Here is a 20,192-nt window from a genome sequence, read left to right on the forward strand (position 1 = left end):
CGAAATTCAAACGTTTTATGGTTTTTGTCCGCAGGCTGTGATGGTTGTCGTTGCATATACCAAAGAATGGGGGGTACCCTGTAAGACTTAGAAGGAATAAAGCCGTGAGGGGGATGGCCCGCATCACCCTTCGGTACAGGAACAGGTCATCGATGAAGCTGGCTGAACATACAATTCGCGATCCGGACGGCGCAGTCCGATCGGCAAAAAGCATCGAGGCGGGCCAATTGGCCAAACTTGTCGATTTGGGCATTGCCCTGTCGGCCGAACAGGATGCCAATGCCCTTAATCAGCGCATTCTTCAGGCGGCACGCGATTTTACCAATGCCGATGGGGGCACGCTTTATCTGCTCAATGAAGATGAAAGCGAACTTCAATTTCGCATCATGGCAAACGATACCCTGGGGCGTTATGTCGATGCGGGCGACCCACAGCAATATCCACTTCCGCCAGTACCGCTTTATCAGGCCGATGGCAGCCCCAATCATCAAAATGTTGCCAGCTATGTTGCCCTGACCGGCGAAACCATCAATATCGTCGACGCCTATGCCGCAGCCGGGTTTGATTTTTCGGGAACGCGCCGTTTTGATGCGTCAACCGGCTATCGCTCTCAATCCTTTTTGGCCGTACCGCTGAAAAGTGCGCGGGGGCGTGTGTTGGGTGTTTTGCAACTGATCAACGCTCGCCATGTTGATGGCAGTGTGGTCCCGTTTGATCCCCTGATCGAACCATTGATCACGGCCTTGACCAGCCAGTCGGCGGTGGCGCTTGAAAACCGGCGTTTAATGCAGTCTCAGCGCGATCTGATCGACAGTTTCGTGCGTATCCTTGCCCACGGGATTGACGCCAAATCCCCCCATACCGGGGCGCATTGTGAACGGGTGCCTGTTTTGGCAAAAATGCTGGCCCAGGCGGCGGTGGATCAGCAAAACGGGCCTTTTGCCACTTTCAGTCTGTCGGATCAGGAATGGTACGAACTGGAACTGGCGGCGTGGTTGCATGATATTGGCAAAATTGTCACCCCCGAACATGTGGTGGAAAAGGCCACCAAACTTGAAACCATCCATAACCGCATTCACGAGGTGCGAACCCGGTTCGAGGTTTTGCTGCGCGATGCGGAAATAGACATGCTGCGCCGCCAGCTTGCCGGTGAGGACGAGGCAATTTGCAAAGCGGATTTTGAGGCGCGGCGCAAAGAACTGCATGAACAGTTTGAACTGGTTGCGCACAGCAATATCGGCAGCGAAAACCAGGACCTTGCGACCATTGCCCGCATTCATGACATTGCGGGGCAAACCTGGCAGCGTAATTTTGACCGCACGATTGGCCTTTCCTGGGCTGAAAGCAGCCGTCTTGATGGCGAAGAAGCGGCCATACTGTCCCAGCCGGGGGTGGAAACGGTACTGTCGGACCGGCAGGACCATGTTTATGACCAGCTAAATAATGGTGAAGTTTATAATCTGTCGATCCCGCGCGGCACCCTGACACCTGAAGAGCGTCGTATCATTAACGACCATGTGGTTTTAACCCAGAATATGCTTGAACAATTGCCGTTTCCGTCCGGTTTGCGCAATGTTCCGGAAATTGCCGGTAATCATCACGAAAAAATGGACGGGTCGGGCTATCCGCGTGGTTTAATGGGCTCAACGATGGGCACGCTGGAAAAGATCATGGTGATTGCCGATATTTTCGAGGCCCTGACCGCTATCGACCGTCCCTATAAGAAACCCAAAAAGCTGTCGGAATGTATCGCGATTCTGGGAAATATGCGCGATGACGGTAAAATCGACAGTGACCTGTTTGAACTGTTTTTAACCAGTGGTGCCTATCGCGTTTATGGTGATGCCTATCTGCGCCCCGATCAGCGCGACGAGGTCGATCTTGCCCGGTATGTTGGCCGGGGCTGATGTAATGTTGCCCCGATTGGGGCACCAATAGCGGCATGAATAGAGACCGCACTGCGCCTTTTTATTTTTCTGCATCGTTTTTTGCATGCTCTCCAGTGTGCAGGGGGAACAAGCGCGCTATTTTGCACCAGGATTGGTGACCTGGTGTGTAAAAGTTATTAATAACTATTTGCAATTTGTACGGGCTCGTGTATGTCGGTTGGGCGTGATCTTGTTGATCATATTTTGATTCCAACCACTTATAAATATTCTGGCAGAATGTCACTTTCCGTTTCCGGGCACATATCGGCGAATTTGCGGCGCGTTTTTGAAAAGGAACACGATGCCTTGCTGCGTCTGGCCGGGCGCAAGCTGGGCAATAGCGAAGAGGCAAAGGATATTGTCCAGGAGGCCTTTGTGCGCGTCGCCACGGTGCGTGACCAGTCGATTGCCGATCCCCCGGCGTTTTTGCGCACGATTGTGATTAATCTGGTACGTGATCATCAACGCCGCCGCCGCACAGGCGATGCCGAACTTGACCTTCATGCCGGGCAGGACCCGGTTGAATGGGTGCGCGAGCATAGCCCCTCTGCCGAACACGTGATTTATCAGCGCCAACGGTTGCAGGCCTTTGAGCAGGCTGTGAAATCGCTTCCCGCGCGATCGCGAGAGGTCTTTATATTGCGAAAATTGCATGGTAACACACATGACCAAATCGCCGCGCGCACCGGCTTGTCCAAGGCGGCAATCGAAAAACACTTATATCGCGCCATGATGGCCTGCCGGGATCTGATGAAAGACTATGACTGATACCGGGCGTAACATATCGGACAGCAACAAAGCCCCGGCCTCCGCTGATGAGGCGGATTTTCTGCTGGATCAGGCGATGGCGTGGCTATCGCGTGAGGGGGTTGATGTGCCCGGTCATCACAATCATGACGCCTTTTGCACCTGGTGCGCGCAAAGCCCGGCGCATGCGCTTGCTGCACAAAAGGTACAAGCATTTTTGGGCGATGCTGCCTTTAACGATGTTTTGCGAAAACTTGAACATGACTTACCCGAAACGGATGTTGCGCATCCCGACCATAAAGCCCGCCTTGGCCTGTTTCGCCTGAAGCCGGGTTTGGCGCGTGGCCGCCGTGCGCGGTCATTTGTTGCGCCCCTGATTGGGGCGGGGTTGGCGGCCTGCCTTGCAATGATTGCGATTTTTGCGGTTTTGCCGGTGGAACGGGCCGGGGCACCGGTTGAAATTGCTGCCGGGGTGGAAGCGGCCATTACCCGTACCTTACCCGATGGCAGTGTGGTTTCTTTGTCGCGCGGGGCACGGTTATCCTGGCATTTTTCGGCGGCGGAGCGGGCAATCACCCTGGATGCCGGGGCGGTAATTATTGATGCGGCCCACGACGTTGCCCGGCCAATGGTTGTGAGCACGCGGCAAAGCCTTGTTACTGTGGTCGGCACACGGTTTGTGGTGATCCATGACGACGATGCAAGCGAAGTTGCGGTTGCAGAGGGACTGGTGCGTGTTGCGCAACGCCAGCAAGGCCAGGGGCAGGAAGTGCTGCTTCATCCGGGGGAAGGGGTCAGCATTTCCGATAATGGTACCCTGCGCCGTCGCGAGATTGATGGATCAAGCCTTGATCAGGTTTTGCAGGGCTGGCGTGTATTTTCCCCGGCCCGGTTGCGTGATGTGATTACCGCCGTGGAACGCCAGGCAGGAAGGTCGATTTGGCTGGACCCGCGCATTGCCGATATGGAAATTCGCGGTAGGTTCAATGTTGCCAATGCCGATGCGACCCTGGCACTGATTGCCAAAACAGCGGGTCTTTCCCTGCTTGATTTACCCTTTGGGCAACTGGTTCTTTATCGTTCCTGATGGCTTAGACGACGGCTGGCCGGGCTGCCCGGCCGCATTTTGGGGCGAATTTCCCTGGCTTTTATAAAAATGTGAAAAAAATATGTCCGGTTTGATGGCTCTGTTGCGTCCTTAAATGCGAGTGATACGCAATAACGTAATTGGGCCGTACAGAATGACTGTTTTTAAATCGCCAAAATCGCTGCGATCGCGGGCAGAGTTGCAAACCCGCGAAAGTGTCCGGGCTCTGTTATGTCGTGCGGTCGCAACCTCGGCGCTGTTATGTGCCGCTGCGGCCACGGCCCCGGTTGGTGTCGCCTTTGCCCAGAATATGGCGGAAAAACCGGGCAATAGTGCGCAGGGTTCCTCTGCGTCACAGCCGGTTTATGCGTTTGATATTGCGGCACAGCCCCTGATGCAGGCATTGGAACTGCTGTCACGGCAGTCCGGCGTGCCCTATTCGGTGCAAAGTGGCACAAACATTGCGGTCAGCGGCAAGGCGGTACGTGGATCATTCACATTATCCGATGCCTTGCGGCAAATGCTGGCGGGGACGGATGTATCATTTTTACTTTCGGATGATACCGTAATTGTTCTGCCCCAACAACAAAGCAGGGCGGGGCAGGATGGCAGCATTGTTACCACGCCGGTAACGGTAACCGCCAATCGTGTGCCCACCATCACATTGGGGGCCGGGGCCGATAGTGGCCTGACGGTGCTGAGTGAAGAGCAAATTCACGCGCGGGTTCAGGGGGATAATGACCCTGGCAAAATTTTTCGCGCCAATCCGAATGTTCAGTTCCAGGCTGGTTTTGACAACCCGAATTACCAGAACCGCCTGGAAGAACGCGGGGCAACCGCCGTCGCCGAACAGGATTTGCGCCCCGCCGGGATCAGCATTTCGGGCGGGAAAATTGATCAGAACAACATCATGCTGGATGGGGTCAGTATCAATACCTATGCCGGGGTGGAAAATCAGGGCAACAATTTAAGCAATATACCCGATGACGATGACAATTTGATCAATCCGGATTCCATTTATGGTGCCCATCCGCAATCGGTTTATGTCGATGCCAGTATTCTGGAACAGGCGGAAATTACCGACAGTAACGTTTCGGCGAAATATGGCGGGTTTCAGGGCGGCGTTGTTAATTACAAGGTCAAGAACCCGGGTAAAGAGCCAGCATTTAGTGCCAATATTGCCCGAAGCGGATCAAACTGGACCGATTATCATGTTCGATCCAGCGATGCGCCCGACGCCGATGCCCGCCCGCCAAAATATGAACGCCTTCGTTATGGCGCGTCGGCCAGCACGCCTTTAAACGAAAATTGGGGCATGCTGGTATCGGCTGGTCGGCGCACGGCAGAAACCACCCGGGCCGCCGATGCAGACTATTACCGGATGGACGATGTGACCACCAAAACGGTTGCTGACAATGTGTTGGGTAAGCTCCGCTATGAAAATGACGCCGGCCTTGGTCTGACTGTGCAAATGGTTTACACGCCCTATGCGCAGGAATGGGAATCCACACGGCGTTATGACAGTGCGATGGATATTATCGGCAATGGCCTGAATGGCTATGTTGGCCTGGATACGCCGCTGGACTGGGAAGGTTTTGGCTTTTCGCATTTCTCCTTCGAGAGCAAATTGTCGTTAAACAGCTCCAAGGTCGGGCGGGATGGCGAAACCAATATTGCCCGTCAGGTGCGGTCAAATGCCGGGGGAACCTATAGCGGCATTTGCAACAGCACCAACTGCAATATCGGGACGCTGGGCGATCTTTATCAGTCCCAGCAGGAAATTTCCTATCAGGCGGATTTTACCGCCGCACACGGCGAAAATGATATCGCCTTTGGGGCTGACATTCGCCGTCTTCATGCCGAGGCCGAGCGCCCGGAAACCGCCTATTATGCCCGCAGCCCATCGGCCAATGCGGCGATTACCTGCCTGGTTGCCAATGATCCGTTTTGTGAAAATGGGGCGCAGGCAAGCCGTTTCATGACGGAATACGGTGCCTATGACGGCGAAGTCAGTTTTTATACCGGTGCGCTTTACGGTCAGTACGGCCTGAATTTTAAGGATGTACCGTTTGGCGAGGTCAAGGTTCAGCCCGGCCTGCGGCTGGAGCGTGATACGTTTTTGGGAAATACCAATCTCGCCCCGCGTTTTAACACCACCTATGAAACCGATTTTGGCATCAATTTTAATGTGGGCTGGAACCGGTATTATGCTTCCAACCTGCTTGCCTATGCCCTGCGCGATTTGTCGCCCGGTACAGTGAATTATGGCCGTACCATCGCGACCAGCGGCGCATCGGCCTATCAGGTGGGGGCATTTTCCCGGCGCAGTTCGTCCAGAACCAATTATGGTGGCAGCGATTTAAGAACACCCTTCACCGACGAAAAAACCGCCTCGGTTTCCTTCCCGTTACCGCTATTGGGCGGTGATACCCGCCTGAAGGTTATTGACCGAAAAGGGCGGGACCAGTTCTCCCGGGTTGCCAGCGAAGGTGGCTCCACCAGCTATACGCTGAGCAATGAAGGCAGCAGCGCCTACACGTCCTATTCGGTGGAATGGATACGGGACTTTGAAGAACCTGTTTGGGGCGGGCAACATACCTTCAGCATCAATGGTCAATATGGCAAACGGTCGGTTTCCAACAATTCCTATTTTGGCAGCAACGAGGAAGACGAGGATATTATCTATAATGGCCAGGTTGTTTCGCCAAATGCCCTAAGCCTGATCACAGGCAATCTGGATGAACCCTGGCTGGTCAATATCGCCCTTTATTCGCAGTTTTATGATAACCGCCTGCGCACAGGGCTGACCGGACGTTACACCTTCCCCTATACGATTATTGCCGATAGCGGTTCCAACCGGAATATCGGGGGCACCATCTATGATGTGTATGAAGAACGCCAGGAAAAGGCCCGCTTTGACCTGGATCTGACGCTGGATTACGACCTGATCGCAGCAGGTAAAAACGTTCTGACCATGAATGTTTCCATCGACAATGTGCTTAATCGTGCAGGGGCGCACACGCTGGTGTCCGAGGCCCCATACCGCAAGGGCCGCACCTTTTGGCTGGGCCTGACTTATTCCTACTGACATTTCCCATCACCGATAACACCAGAATGCGTTGATGCGTTCTGGCACCTCCCTATTGAGAGAGCGATATGATGAAAAAAATGCTTCGCCATTCACTGGTTGCGACCATGCTGGTTTCGACAGCCCTGATCACCCCGGCCCTGTCCTATGCCGGCAACCCAAAACCGCATACCGAAACCCAAAGCCAAATCACAAGGGATATGGGTGATCAAAGCCTTGCATCGGTTTACCAGCAGGTGTCGCCAGGTGTTGTGCGGATTAACGTGCTGAAAAAAAGCTATGCCGAGATTGTGGATGAAGAACGCGAGAAAAAGGAAGAAGGCAAAGATTTTTACCTGCCGCCTGACGAACGCGACGATGATACCCCCGACAAGGATCGCAACCGCGATGACAAGGCCGAAAAAAAGAACGAGGAACCCAAATATGACTGGCAAAAGCGCAAGCGTAATGGCTCGACAGGTACCGGTTTCTTTATTAGCAGCAACGGCCTGATTGTTACCAACGAGCATGTGGTGCGAGACGGCATTCAGTTCATTGTTGTTTTGAAAGATGGTCGTCGGATGCGGGCGGAATTGTTGGGCAAGGATTTCCTGACCGATCTGGCCGTTTTGCAGGTGAGCATGCCCGAAGGCATCGCGCCGCTTTCGTGGGGCAGTTCGGATGCGCTTTTGGTGGGCGATCCGGTTTTTGCCCTGGGCTATCCCTATGGTTTTGATCAAAGCCTGACAACCGGGGTAATTTCGGGCAAACAGCGCCAATTGTCCAAGGGGGCCTATAATCCCTATCTGCAAACGGATGCAGCAGTGAACAAGGGCAATTCCGGCGGGCCACTGTTGGCAATGGATGGCCGTGTTGTCGGCGTTAACTCCGCCCTTTATACCCGTTCGGGCGGCAACGAGGGGTTGGCATTTTCCATTCCATCCGAACATGCCCAGGGCATCGTTGATCTTTTGATCCGTGATGGTGAAATCAAACGTGGCTGGTTTGGTATTGCCTATTCCGAGGTCAAGCCCGGCCTGGGCCATCTGTTGGGAATGGAACGGGACGAAGGCATGTTGATCCATCGTGCCCCAAAGGACGAACCGGCCTATCAGGCGGGTATCCGTGCCGGGGATGTGATTGTGGCCGTGAATGGTGAAACCGTAATATCGCGGTTGCATTTCCGCATGCAGGCAGCCGAGGCAACAGGCAAAACAACCGTAACCGTGTGGCGCGATGGCGGTTACAAAAGTTTCAGCCTGACACCTGACGATATGGATGAAGCAAAAAGCCGCCGCCGCCAGGCAGAACGCGACCGGATTTTAGGCAAAACCCCCGAGGATGATGGCCGTAAAAAGGTGATGGGGCTGGAACTTGTCCCTGCCAATGAAAAAGCCTGGGAAAAGCTTGAACTGCCCAAAGGTACACAGGGACTTGTCGTGGACCGGATGGAAAAGATGGGACAGGGTGATCAGGCCGGTTTCATGAAGGGGGACTTCATTACCCGCATCAATGAAACCAAAATGGCAACCCCTGATGATTTTGAACGTGTGATGAAAAAGGCCATTGAGAATGGCGATCCTTATGCACTGGTTTATTACAAACGCGGTGGCGAGGACCGGACAAAAATTGTCGATACATTGGGGATGGTTGATCTGGCCGATTATTGATTAAAAAAGGGGGCGTCATGTCGATATCATGACGCCCCCCTTTATCATTTTGGTTTGATCTTACATTTCCTCGTGAAAATGGCAGGCCACCTGGTGTTTGGCCCCCAAATTCTGGATTTCGGGAATGTCCTTGGCACATTTTTCCCGGGCAAACGGGCAGCGCGTGCGAAACACGCAGCCCGATGGCGGGTTGATCGGGCTGGGAAGTTCGCCGGTCAGAACAATGCGTTCCTTTTTGCGTTCCAGCACCGGGTCGGGAATGGGCACAGCCGAAATCAGCGCCTTGGTATAGGGGTGCTTGGGCGCATTATAGATGGTATCGCGATCCGCAACCTCCATCACATTGCCCAGATACAGCACCAAAATACGGTGGCTGATATGGCGCACGACCGACAGGTCATGGCTGATAAACAGCAAGGCCAGTCCAAATTCACGCTGCAATTCCTGCAACAGATTAACGATTTGCGCCTGAATGGACACGTCAAGGGCGGATACCGCCTCGTCACAGACAATCAGTTTCGGGCGCAAAACCATGGCCCGGGCAATGCCGATACGCTGGCACTGCCCGCCGGAAAATTCATGGGCATACCGGTTGATCATTTCCGGCATCAGGCCAACGCGGGCCATGATCTCGCGCACTTCGTCGCGCACCTGGGCCTTGCTGAGTTCCGGGCGGTGCGTGGTCAAGGGTTCGGCAATGATCTGGCCGATGGTCATGCGCGGATCAAGGGATGCCAGCGGGTCCTGAAAAATGATTTGCAGGTCAGACCGCAGGGCCTGCATCTGTTTATGGTTGATCGATGCCAGATCACGGCCCAGCCATACGGCTTCGCCAGCAGTGGGTTCAATCAGGCGCAAAATGGCACGGCCGAGCGTGGATTTGCCACAGCCCGATTCCCCCACAACACCCAGCGTTTCGCCAGCCTTGATCTGAAAGCTGACATCATCCACGGCCTTAAGCGGGACTGTCTTTTTGAACAGAAAGCCACCCGCAGGCACATCAAAATGCACCTTCAGGTTTTTCACATCCAGAAGAACGGGTTCAACAGTCATGCGGCAAGTCCCTTGTTATCTTCCAAATGGCAGGCTTTGATATGAAGGTCGCCTGTGCTGCCATCTTCGGTCTGGCGCAAAAGCGGCAGTTCCGCCCGGCAGCGGTCAAAGGCGTGCGGGCAACGCGGGGCAAAGCTGCACCCGGCAGGCAAACGTTGTAGGTTGGGCGGCTGGCCCGCGATGGTGACAAGTTTTTCATCTGCATTGACGACATCCAGGCGTGGGGAAGATGCCAGAAGCCCGGCGGTATAGGGATGCTGCGGGTTGCCAAACAGGTCATCGACCGGCGCACTTTCAATAATGCGCCCGGCATACATCACCTGCACATGGTCACAAATACCGGCCACCACACCCAGATCATGGGTGATCATGACGATCGCGGTATTCATTTCCCGTTTAAGGTCGCCCAGCAGGTCGAGAATTTGCGCCTGAACGGTCACATCAAGGGCGGTGGTCGGTTCATCGGCAATCAGCAGTTCCGGCTCGCACAAAAGCGCCATTGCGATCATCACGCGCTGGCGCATCCCGCCGGAAAATTCATGTGGATACATATCGAACCGTTTGCGCGCCTCGGGAATGCGCACCAGGTCCAGCATATCAAGGGCCTTGGCGCGGGCTTCCTTTTCGCTCATGTTCTTGTGCTGTACCAGCACTTCGGAAAGCTGTTTGGAAATGCGCATATAGGGGTTGAGCGATGTCATCGGATCCTGAAAGATCATCGACATTTTCAAACCGCGCACCTTGTTAAGCTCGCGGGTGGAAAGGCCAATCAGTTCCTGGCCTTTCAGTTTGGCCGACCCGGTGGAATAGCCGTTGGACGCCAGAAGCCCCATAATGGCAAGGAAAGTCTGGCTTTTGCCCGACCCGGATTCCCCGACAACCCCAAGGGCTTCGCCCGCCCTGATCGAAAAGCTGAGGTCATTGACGGCTTTGACATCGCCATCATGGGTTTTAAAGACCGTGGTCAGGCCCTGGACGTCAAGAATATTGCTCATGGCGTCATGCTCCTTTAGCGGTCACGCGGGTCAAGGGCATCGCGCAGCCCGTCGCCGATGAAGTTAAAGCAAAACAGAATGGCCGCCAGGATCGTTGCCGGGAACAGCAGCGTCCAGGGCGCACTTTCCATTTGCTGGGCACCTTCGGAAATCAGCACACCCAGGCTGGTCATCGGTTCCTGAACACCCAGCCCGAGGAAGGACAGGAAACTTTCAATCAGGATCACCTGCGGGATCGTTAGCGTGACATACACAATCACCGGGCCCAGCGCATTGGGCACAATGTGGCGGCGAATAATGTTGAAATTCGATACACCCGATGCCCGTGCCGCCTCGACAAATTCGCGGTTTTTGATCGACAGCGCCTGGCCGCGCACAATGCGCGCCATCGTCAGCCATTCAACCGCGCCAAGGGCAGCAAAAATCAGGTAAATATGGCGACCAAAAACCACCATCAGCATGATGACGAAAAACATGAAGGGCATCGAATACATGATATCGACAATGCGCATCATGATGCTGTCGGTACGCCCGCCGATATAGCCCGAAATCGCGCCATAGGTCACACCAATCAGAAGCGACACTGATGTGGCGACAATCCCCACCATCAGGGAAACCCGAATGCCATACAGGGATCGGACAAAAAGGTCGCGGCCATTGGTATCGGTGCCAAACAGGAAACCGGCCTCAATGTCGGGCGGGGCCTGAATGTAATCCCAGTAAATTTCGTCAAACGGATGCGGGTGAAACATGGGAATGATGATGGCAGACAGGGTGATCAGCACCAGCAGGGTGACACTGACCATTGCCGCCTTATTCGCATGCAGGCGGCGAAAGGCATCTTCCCACAGAGAACGGCCTTTGACATTGTCTCCGGCCAGTGCCAGATCGGCGGCCTCGGTCGCGGAGGCCGGATTGATTTTTGCAAACATTACTGCATCCTCACCTTCGGATCGAGCAGGCCGTACACAAGATCGACCAGCAGATTGAACAGAATGATCAGCGAGCCGTAAAAAATAACGACCCCCATCACCAGCGTATAGTCGCGGTTCAGCGCGCCCTGGACGAAATAGCGCCCGATGCCGGGAATGGAAAAAATCTGTTCAATCACCACCGAACCGGTGATCACGGCGGCACTTGCCGGGCCAAGATAGGATACCACCGGCAGGATGCCGGCCTTTAGCGCATGGCGGGTGATCATGATGTGTTCGGGAATGCCCTTTGCCCGGGCGGTGCGCACAAAGTTGGAGCGCAAAACTTCGATCATGGAGCCACGGGTGAGGCGGGCGATATAGGCGATTTGCGGCAGCGCCAATGCGACAATCGGCAACACAACCTGGTCCCATCCCTGTTCCCAGCCACCTACAGGCAGCCAGCGCAAATAAACCCCGAAAACAAGGGTGAGCAGCGGGGCCATGACAAAGTTTGGAATGGTAATGCCGGTCATGGCGGTTGCCATCACGGCGTAATCAAGTTTTGAATTTTGTTTTAAGGCGGCCAGGGTGCCGAGAGTTGTTCCGATAATCAGGGCCAGGAAAATGGCAGATCCGCCAAGCGTTAACGACACCGGAAAACCGCGAAAAATAAGTTCGGTCACGGTAAAGTCGCGATACTGGAAGGATGGGCCGAAATCACCCTGGATCACATCACCCAGATAGCGGCCATATTGCATCCACAGCGGTTCATCGAGGTGATAAACGGCATTGAGGTTGGCAGCCACCTCTGGCGGTACGGAACGTTCCTTGTCAAACGGTCCGCCCGGTGCGGTCCGGATCAGAAAGAATGACAGGGTGACAATGATAAAAAGCGTCGGGATCGCCCCGAGCAACCGTTTGAGCGTAAAGCCAAGCATATGGTTATCCCCAAAGCCTGCCCGCCGCGCATGGAGGCGCGGCGGACAGCATGTTCAGACTGTCAATCGAAGGATTATTTTTCGATATACAGATACTGCGAACGAACATGGTCCAGCACGTTGACATGCCCTTTGCCATCGGCATCCCAGCCTTTGACATACGGTTTGATCATGTGCTTGGTCACATAGTGATAAATCGGGGCAACCGCGTTGGCATCCAGGAAGATGCGCTCGGCATCCTCAAGCAGTTTCATCCGCTTGGCGGAATCCTGCTCCTTGGAGGCTTCGTCCATCAGCTTGTCATATTCCGGATCGGCAAAGCCGGTGTCGTTCAGGCCGGAATCGGATTTCCACAGTTCCAGGAAGGTGTTGGGGTCGTTGTAATCGCCAATCCAGCCCGCACGGAAGACCTGGGTTTTTTCCTTGGCCTTACGGGTTTCCAGGAAGACCTTGAATTCTTCATTGACCAGATTGACCTTGGCACCCAGCACACTTTTCCACATCGAGGCAATCGCAATGGCGATTTTCTTGTGGTTGTCATTGGTGTTGTAACGAATTTCAACCGTCAGGGGGTTATCCTTGGAATATCCGGCTTCCTGATACAGCTTATAGGCTTTTTCGTTGCGTTCCTTTTGGGGCATGTCCTTGAAATTGACATAAACCGGATCATAACCGTTCATGCCGGGCACGACATAGGAATAGGCCGGAACTTCGCCTGCGGTGACAATCTTGTCCATCAGGATGTCGCGATTGATCGCCAGTGAAAAGGCTTCGCGCAGCTTGGCATTGTCAAAGGGCGGCTTGGTCATGTTAAAGCCGTAATAATAAACGCCCAGATAGTTCGACACGACGAATTCATCATTCATATTGTCGCGGATCCATTTGATCTGGTCGTTCGGCACTTCATAGGTCCAGTCCAGTTCCCCGGCGCGATAACGCTTCAGCTCGGCCGTGGTGCTTTCGGTCGGATAATAAATGACCTTGTCGAGCTTGACGCTGTCGGCATTCCAGTACTGGTCGTTCTTGGCCAGAACGATGCGCGACTGCGGGTTCCATTCAATCAGTTTGAAGGCACCATTGGTCACGGAATTGTCCGGGCGGGTCCACTGGTCGCCAAATTTTTCAACAGCCGGTTTGTAAACCGGATAGCTGACCGAATGGGTCAGCAAGCCCAGGAAATAGGGGGTCGGACCGGCAAGGTCCACTTCCAGGGTTTTGTCGTCAATGGCCTTGGCACCCAGTTCGGACGGGTCCTTTTTGCCTGCGGTAATGTCTTCGGCATTTTTGATCGGCGCCAGCAGGAACGAATATTCCGATCCGGTTTTCGGGTCCACGGCACGCTGCCAGGCATAAACGAAGTCACCGGCGGTCACGGGCTCGCCATTGGACCATTTGGCATCATCGCGGATTTTGAAGGTATAGGTCAGGCCGTCTTCACTAACGGTCCAGCTTTCGGCATCGCCGGGAACGATGTCACCGCTGGGCGCTTCGCCAACCAGGCCTTCAAAAAGGTCGCGCAAAATGTGCGATGCCGGAACGTCTTCGGTAATTTGCGGGTCAAGGCTGCCCGGTTCCGAACCATTGCCCCGGTTCAAAACCATTTCAGCCTGGGCCGAAACCGGTGCCAATACAGCCATGCTGCTTGCGAGAAGGCCAGTGCCAATCAGAAAAGCTCGTGACGAATTCAAGAAACCGTGCACGAGACCATCTTTGGTCTTCGTGATAAATGACATTTAGATATGTCTCCCTATTTTTGTTGTTCGCCCTGAAGCAGGAAGCATCCCCACTAATGCGTACGTGGAAATACTGATAACAAAGCCTGTAACCTGCAAGTGACAAATCCACAAAACGGAAACAATTGAAAAAAAATTACCGAAATCAGGTTCAATATTTTATATTTTTGCGCAAAATGCCGGTTTGGCAGTGGGTTAATTGCATGTTCGTATCGCGTCGATACAGTCACTTTGCCATGCGGGCATTTGGTACCGGTCAGGGTTTTGCGGCAAATCAGCGTGTGGGGGCTTTTGTCTGCATATCCTTGATCAAGCTATGTATTTTTCGATGGGCAGCATTGCGCGGCGTTTGTTCTCGGTTGGTGGTGTTTTGGTAATCCGGCTCTCAATGTCCTGCTTTTATCAAAGCTTTTTTGGTTTAAGGTTTTGATATTTAAAGATTAAAAAAACTTCTCAGTCGTAGATATGTTGTGCATCCCTGTTTGGCGATGTGTCTGCGGCTGGCAGGGCGACTCGATGGTTCCCGTTTTCTTTTTTGTGCAGTGAAATGTCTCACACCCGAGTCAGGTATCTGCCCGAAATCTGGGCAGAATGTTGAATTTGCTCTGCCCTTTGTAAAAAGCGGCCGTCTGTTTGCCAGGGCAATGGTATAAGTTTTGGAAAATTCTTGCAGATCACGGTGAACGGGGTTTGTTTTAAAAAATAGGGCAGGCCGCTTGTCGGGGGTGGTAGATAACCCGGACATATGGCACGGCAGCCATCAGCACAGGGGGCATCATGAATCAAAATGCGGGGAACCCGGTTTGGCAGGATCTGTCATCTGACTGGCTGAACTGGGCGGACCGGCTGGCACCCCAGGCCGATAAAATCAACCGTCACCTTGCGGATGCGCTGGAATTACACGCAATGGCCGATCAGCCAGGGCGTTCTGGCCCAAATGGCCTGTGCGTGCTTGATCTTGCTTCGGGGGTCGGAGAGCCGGCATTTGGTCTTGCGGCTTTGTTGTCGTCCGCATTTTTGGACATGTCCGCCAGTGCAGAGGAAAAGTCGCTTCCCCAGGGCCGGGTGATCGCCAGTGATATTGCCCCGTTAATGTGTGCCGGGCTGGCCGGGCGTGCCGCACGGGCGGAAATTGCCAATCTTGATGTTGTTGCCGCCAATATGCAGTCCCTGCCATTTTCCGATGGGGTGTTTGACGGGGTGTCGTGCCGGTTTGGCATCATGTTTTGTCAAAATCCGGACCAGGCCCTGCGCGAAACCCGCCGTGTTTTGTCACCGGGCGGGCGGGCAGCCTTTATGGTTTGGGGGCCAATGGCGGAAAATCCGCTATTTGCGGCAATGGATGCAATTTTCACCCGGGTTCTGGGCACCGGGTTTGAGGCGGCGGGACTGGATCTGTTTGGTTTTTCGTCCGCCGAAAATTCGGTTGCACGGCTGATCAATGCTGGTTTTGACGATGTTTCGCTTGTTACACATACACCATGCGGGCGGATTCCCGCCTCCGCCCCCTTCTGGCGACCACAAATGGAGATGCTTTTTGGCGCTTCATTGCGAAATGCCACGTTTGAGCAGGGCAGGGAAATTGACGATCTGATGCGGGCCAGCCTGTCGCAACATATTGAAGACACATATTTTCGAGTGCCGATGTGCTTTCATGTCCTTTCGGGACGTCGCGAAGCCGCAGAATGAAAGCCCTTGCCTTTTTTTGCGTGATGTGTGAAACGCCCCGCTTGGTGAACTTTCAGGGCCGGTAAAATACCGGTTTCGAGAGGTCCCCCTGTCGTAGCACCAGGTAAAAAACACGCAAAGGTTATACCATGAAAACCATCGTCGTCTGTTCGGGCGGCCTGGATTCTGTGACGCTGGCGCACAAGGTTGCGCGCGAACACAGTTTGCAGGGACTGATTTCCTTTGATTATGGTCAGCGCCATAAAAAGGAACTTGATTATGCTGCCGATACCGCCCGCGATTTGGGCGTTCCGCACAATATTGTTGATCTGAAACCTGTTGGCAGGCTTCTGACCGGCTCGTCACTCACCAGTGATGATGTTGCCGTGCCCGATGGCCATTATGCCGAAGAAACCATGCGCATTACGGTTGTGCCCAACCGCAATGCCATCATGATGACGGTGGCATTTGGTGCCGCCGCCAGTGCTGGGGCCGATGCGGTGGCGGCTGCCATGCACGGCGGGGATCACTTTATCTATCCCGACTGCCGGCCCGATTTTGTTAATGCGTTTCAGTCCATGCAGGATCATGCCCTGGAAGGGGTGGCGCAAATCCGGCTTTATACGCCTTTCATTCATACTTCCAAGGCCGATATTGCTGCCGAAGCTGGCCGCCTTGGCGTGCCGATTGATCGTACATGGTCCTGTTATAAGGGCGGCGATGTGCATTGCGGGCGCTGCGGGACCTGTGTGGAACGGCGCGAGGCATTGGAGCTTGCCCGTGTTCCTGACCCGACCGTTTATACCGACCGGGAATACTGGAAACAGGCCCGTGCCGAACACGCGAAGCGCAAATACGCTGAACACAGCAGCCAAAACTAAATTCACGATCACTTTACGATTACTGGCGTGGTCTCCTGCGACCGGCAAACGGCCCTTGTGATTGGCGGCGTCCAGCGTCTGTCCAGGTGGGCCGGTTTGTTGGCTGTGGGCAAATCTGCTGCCTGAAACGAGATAAAAGATGTTTAGAATTACCAAACAATTTGCCTTTTCGGCTTCCCATGTTCTGGGCGGGCTGGAGGCTGATCACCCTTGTGCGCGCCTGCATGGTCACAACTATATTGTCGAGGTCGAACTGGCCGCTGCCAGTCTGGATGGGCGTGGTTTTGTGCGCGATTACCGCGAACTTTCACCTTTAAAACGTCTGATTGACGATGAATTTGACCATCGGCACCTGAACGACGTGCTGGGTCACGACCATGTCACGGCTGAAAATCTGGCAAAGTTCTTTTACGATTGGGCAAAGGGCCGTTGGCCCGAAGTTTCTGCCATTCGGGTGTCGGAAACCCCCAAAACCTGGGCGGAATATCGGCCATGAGCCGGCATATCATGGCCTCCGACAGCACGGAAAATGACCTTGTAACTCAGGCCCGACCGGTTGATGACAGCCAGAAAGTGCGCCGAGATGGCAAAATTCGCATTTCGGAAATTTTCGGCCCGACCGTGCAGGGCGAAGGGGCGCTGTTGGGCCTGCCAACGGTTTTTGTCCGCACCGGGGGCTGCGATTTCCGTTGTTCGTGGTGCGATACCCTTTATGCCGTAGACCCGGCCTTTCGGGCCGACTGGCAGCCGATGGATGCCGGGCAGATTCTCGATCAGGTAAAAAAACTCTCGGGCGGGCGACCAGTGTTGGTCACCCTCTCGGGGGGCAACCCTGCCATTCAACCGTTGGAACCGCTCATTGATTTGGGCCAGCCGCAGGGCTTTAGCTTTGCCATTGAAACCCAGGGCAGCATCGCCCGGCGCTGGTTTGCCAAACTCGATCATTTGACGCTGAGCCCCAAACCGCCCTCCAGTCACACGACATTCAATGCCGATGATCTGGCTGCCTGCATTGCCGCTGCTCGCAATGGTACGGGCCACGGTCCGGCCATAACCCTGAAATTTCCTGTGGCGGACGAGGCCGACCTGGCGTTTGCCAACCATGTGAGGTCCCTTCACCGCGATATTCCCTGTTATTTGCAGCCGGTCAACGCCACCCCGGCGGCCCCGCATCCCGATGGGGCGGACGGCGTTGATCTTGACGCCCTGACAGAACGCTATCGCTGGCTGGTGGACCGGGTTGCGAAAAACGGCTGGTTTGATGTGCGCGTCATGCCGCAATGGCATGTGCATGTCTGGGGCAATCTGCGCGGGGTTTGATCGCCGCGATCAACAGGGTTTTTGTCACTCAGTTGCTGAACTATTTCCAGGGCCTTCGCCCCGACCCTCGGCAAGGCGTGGTTTCCCGTGCCAAATTTCCCTTTTTACAAGGATAACCCGATGTTTGTCATTTGCCGCGAAACGCCAGACCAGCCTGCGGTTACATCCCTGTTTGACCAGGCGGATGCCAGGACCGCAGGGCTTTATCCAGGGCAGGATCGGGCAGGGTTAAGTGCAGGGCAGCTTATTGCCGAGGATGTGCGATTTTTTGTTGTTCGACGAAACGTGGACAGCCTGGCTGTTGCCTGCGGCGGCTATATCCCGCAGCCCCTTGGTCAGGGACCTTTTCTATCGTCAAGGCATGATGCCCCTGTTTCGGTTGTTGAAATAAAAAGATTGTTTGTTAATGGCGACATGCGCCGGCAGGGCCTTGCGCGCATGCTTATGGTGCATATGGAGCAGGACGCGCTTGCAAATGGTTTTGGTGGCATCTGCCTTGAAACCGGTATTCAGTCCGATGCAGCCATCGCCCTTTATGCGTCGCTGGGGTATCAGCGGTGTGCGCCGTTCGGGCCGTATCAGCGCGATGTGAACAGTGTTTTCATGGTGAAAATGCCGGTCTTTCCCCTGCGACAGGACAACAAGGCAGTTGCCCCAAAATGATCACGATTGGTCTTAATCGCTGATTCCTGCGGCTTTGAAGCCGGTTTTGCCGCCTGTCGTGCCCGATTTGAAGGTGTTTGAGCACCTGGCGCGGAACAAGAAACCACAGCCGACGTTTGAAGTAGTGTGTAATGAATACAAAACAATCTCAAGTTCAAGGATCAGGAGTTCATCATGTCCACTTTCTTGAAACGCTTTTTTGCCCTGGCGATGATTGCCGGTTTTGGCATGGGTTTGGCCGCGTGTGAAACCGCCGAGGGTTTTGGTCAGGACGTTGAAAAGCTTGGTGACAACATTCAGGAAGGTGCCAACTGATTTGACGGGCAGAAGCCCGCAACGGATCGGATCTGGCTGACGGCTGGCAAAATTTAAACAAAAGACACGAGCAAACTGCGCCGGTCGCCTGAAAATAAAATAACAACAGGAGAATAACATGCTTGGTTGGGCAATATTCTGTCTTGTCCTGGCTTTGCTGGCAGCCGTTCTTGGTTTTGGCGGGCTTGCCGGTACCTTTGTCGGGATCGCGAAAATTCTGTTCTTCGTCTTTATCGTTCTGTTTGTGGTGTCGTTGCTGGTCAACGCCCTGCGCGGGCGCCGCCCACCGATTTAAAACGAAAGACACAACGCAGGCATTTTCTGACTGCCGATAGATAAAAAACGAAACGGACCTGCCATTGGGTCCGTTTTTTTGTGTTTTGCGTGCAAATGCCGTAGTTAATACAAGGTGAAGTGGCTTGCGATCCCAAGGGCGGTTATGTCAGGCTTTTCAATCCCGCGACTCTTTTTTTGCCAGCAACGATTTTTGTAGGGGACGCCATGATTTCGTTATATTTTGCGCGTTGTTTTGCAGGAACATTGAAATGCCGTCTGCTTGATGCGGAGGCTTCGGATGTTGCAACTGGTAAAAGCTGACGGGCATCTGGCCCAGGTTGGAGAATAGCGAAGATGGAAAAACGGGTCCGCAAGGTTATGGCGATTCTGTTGATGGTTGCGTTTGGGGCGGCCCTGGCGGGGTGTGAAACCGCCGATGGTTTTGGCAAGGATCTGGAAAAGCTGGGGCAGAATATTCAGAAAAAAGCGAATTAAACGGCAACCGAGCATCCTGGTTCGCTGTTCTTTGGTTTGCTTACTCGTGACGCGATTTGCGAAGGTCACATGATCACCTGCTATCTGAAATACGTTATCGATATGCACAAAATCCCCGAATTCGAGGATTATGCTCGCCGCTGGATTCCCATCGTCAATCGCATGGGCGGCACGCATCATGGCTATTTTCTGCCCCATGAGGGGGCCAGCAATATTGCCTATGCCCTGTTTAGTTTCCCAAGTCTGGCGGCCTACGAAACCTATCGCAATCAGATGGCTGATGATGCCGAATGTGTGGCAACGCTGGAACTTGAACAGAAAAACCGTTCCATCATCAGCTATGAACGCAGTTTCATGCGCCCGGTTCTCGGCTGATCCGGGGCTTATCCCTTACGCGATAGTGCTTGAAACGTACCTTTTAAGCGTTTAGCCCTTTTCCCCG

Annotated in this window: 19 protein-coding genes; 14 read left to right on the top strand and 5 right to left on the bottom strand. The window is 54.1% G+C overall.

The annotated features are described in order from the left end of the window. Positions 1 to 152: 152 nt before the first annotated feature. From LF95_RS16060 to LF95_RS16080, 5 genes are all read left to right on the top strand, one after another. Positions 153 to 1,907 carry an HD family phosphohydrolase gene (locus LF95_RS16060; protein ID WP_083607724.1) on the top strand — a complete coding sequence of 585 codons (1,755 nt, stop codon included), beginning with the start codon at positions 153 to 155 and terminating at the stop codon, positions 1,905 to 1,907. Between the two features lie 258 nt (positions 1,908 to 2,165). After that, the gene (locus LF95_RS16065; protein ID WP_168173714.1) at positions 2,166 to 2,696 is read left to right on the top strand and encodes an RNA polymerase sigma factor; all 531 of its coding nucleotides are present in this window, start codon (positions 2,166 to 2,168) and stop codon (positions 2,694 to 2,696) included. After that, positions 2,689 to 3,762: a FecR family protein gene (locus LF95_RS16070; RefSeq protein WP_073956004.1), complete on the top strand. Its 1,074-nt coding sequence runs from the start codon at positions 2,689 to 2,691 to the stop codon at positions 3,760 to 3,762. The genes LF95_RS16065 and LF95_RS16070 overlap by 8 nt, the downstream gene beginning before the upstream one ends. A gap of 154 nt (positions 3,763 to 3,916) precedes the next feature. Next, complete coding sequence (locus LF95_RS16075) at positions 3,917 to 6,850, top strand: TonB-dependent receptor plug domain-containing protein (RefSeq protein WP_073956005.1); 2,934 nt, start codon at positions 3,917 to 3,919, stop codon at positions 6,848 to 6,850. Between the two features lie 68 nt (positions 6,851 to 6,918). After that, the gene (locus LF95_RS16080) at positions 6,919 to 8,499 is read left to right on the top strand and encodes a S1C family serine protease (protein ID WP_073956006.1); all 1,581 of its coding nucleotides are present in this window, start codon (positions 6,919 to 6,921) and stop codon (positions 8,497 to 8,499) included. Between the two features lie 60 nt (positions 8,500 to 8,559). On the opposite strand, the gene LF95_RS16085 is transcribed toward LF95_RS16080, so the two are convergent. The 5 genes from LF95_RS16085 to LF95_RS16105 all read right to left on the bottom strand — a co-directional run bounded on the left by LF95_RS16085 (position 8,560) and on the right by LF95_RS16105 (position 14,132). After that, complete coding sequence (locus tag LF95_RS16085; protein ID WP_073956007.1) at positions 8,560 to 9,552, bottom strand: ABC transporter ATP-binding protein; 993 nt, start codon at positions 9,550 to 9,552, stop codon at positions 8,560 to 8,562. After that, positions 9,549 to 10,547, bottom strand: coding sequence for an ABC transporter ATP-binding protein (locus tag LF95_RS16090; RefSeq protein ID WP_073956008.1), 999 nt, complete (start codon positions 10,545 to 10,547; stop codon positions 9,549 to 9,551). The genes LF95_RS16085 and LF95_RS16090 overlap by 4 nt, the downstream gene beginning before the upstream one ends. Positions 10,548 to 10,561: 14 nt before the next feature. Then, on the bottom strand, positions 10,562 to 11,479 hold the full coding sequence (locus LF95_RS16095; RefSeq protein ID WP_083607727.1) for an ABC transporter permease subunit: 918 nt from the start codon (positions 11,477 to 11,479) through the stop codon (positions 10,562 to 10,564). Continuing rightward, complete coding sequence (gene oppB, locus LF95_RS16100; protein ID WP_073956009.1) at positions 11,479 to 12,399, bottom strand: oligopeptide ABC transporter permease OppB; 921 nt, start codon at positions 12,397 to 12,399, stop codon at positions 11,479 to 11,481. The genes LF95_RS16095 and oppB overlap by 1 nt, the downstream gene beginning before the upstream one ends. A 74-nt stretch (positions 12,400 to 12,473) precedes the next feature. Then, positions 12,474 to 14,132, bottom strand: a complete 1,659-nt coding sequence (locus LF95_RS16105; RefSeq protein ID WP_073956010.1) for a peptide ABC transporter substrate-binding protein — start codon at positions 14,130 to 14,132, stop codon at positions 12,474 to 12,476. Positions 14,133 to 14,909: 777 nt separating this feature from the next. On the opposite strand from LF95_RS16105, the gene LF95_RS16115 reads away from it, so the two are divergent. From LF95_RS16115 to LF95_RS16155, 9 genes are all read left to right on the top strand, one after another. Continuing rightward, complete coding sequence (locus LF95_RS16115; RefSeq protein ID WP_073956012.1) at positions 14,910 to 15,821, top strand: class I SAM-dependent methyltransferase; 912 nt, start codon at positions 14,910 to 14,912, stop codon at positions 15,819 to 15,821. 128 nt (positions 15,822 to 15,949) lie between these two features. Then, positions 15,950 to 16,681: a 7-cyano-7-deazaguanine synthase QueC gene (gene queC / locus LF95_RS16120; protein WP_073956013.1), complete on the top strand. Its 732-nt coding sequence runs from the start codon at positions 15,950 to 15,952 to the stop codon at positions 16,679 to 16,681. A gap of 139 nt (positions 16,682 to 16,820) precedes the next feature. Next, the gene (gene queD / locus LF95_RS16125; RefSeq protein ID WP_073956014.1) at positions 16,821 to 17,177 is read left to right on the top strand and encodes a 6-carboxytetrahydropterin synthase QueD; all 357 of its coding nucleotides are present in this window, start codon (positions 16,821 to 16,823) and stop codon (positions 17,175 to 17,177) included. Beyond that, the gene (gene queE / locus LF95_RS16130) at positions 17,174 to 18,001 is read left to right on the top strand and encodes a 7-carboxy-7-deazaguanine synthase QueE (protein ID WP_252509791.1); all 828 of its coding nucleotides are present in this window, start codon (positions 17,174 to 17,176) and stop codon (positions 17,999 to 18,001) included. The genes queD and queE overlap by 4 nt, the downstream gene beginning before the upstream one ends. 120 nt (positions 18,002 to 18,121) lie before the next feature. Beyond that, the gene (locus LF95_RS16135; RefSeq protein WP_073956015.1) at positions 18,122 to 18,664 is read left to right on the top strand and encodes a GNAT family N-acetyltransferase; all 543 of its coding nucleotides are present in this window, start codon (positions 18,122 to 18,124) and stop codon (positions 18,662 to 18,664) included. Between the two features lie 174 nt (positions 18,665 to 18,838). Then, positions 18,839 to 18,979, top strand: a complete 141-nt coding sequence (locus LF95_RS16140) for an entericidin A/B family lipoprotein (RefSeq protein ID WP_073956016.1) — start codon at positions 18,839 to 18,841, stop codon at positions 18,977 to 18,979. A gap of 118 nt (positions 18,980 to 19,097) precedes the next feature. Next, positions 19,098 to 19,274 carry a DUF1328 family protein gene (locus tag LF95_RS16145; RefSeq protein ID WP_073956017.1) on the top strand — a complete coding sequence of 59 codons (177 nt, stop codon included), beginning with the start codon at positions 19,098 to 19,100 and terminating at the stop codon, positions 19,272 to 19,274. A 335-nt stretch (positions 19,275 to 19,609) separates the two neighbouring features. Next, on the top strand, positions 19,610 to 19,750 hold the full coding sequence (locus LF95_RS16150; protein ID WP_073956018.1) for an entericidin: 141 nt from the start codon (positions 19,610 to 19,612) through the stop codon (positions 19,748 to 19,750). A gap of 69 nt (positions 19,751 to 19,819) precedes the next feature. Then, the gene (locus tag LF95_RS16155) at positions 19,820 to 20,125 is read left to right on the top strand and encodes an NIPSNAP family protein (protein WP_073956019.1); all 306 of its coding nucleotides are present in this window, start codon (positions 19,820 to 19,822) and stop codon (positions 20,123 to 20,125) included. The last annotated feature ends 67 nt before the right edge of the window (positions 20,126 to 20,192 follow it).

This window comes from Thalassospira sp. TSL5-1, assembly GCF_001907695.1.
Taxonomy (GTDB): Bacteria; Pseudomonadota; Alphaproteobacteria; order Rhodospirillales; family Thalassospiraceae; genus Thalassospira.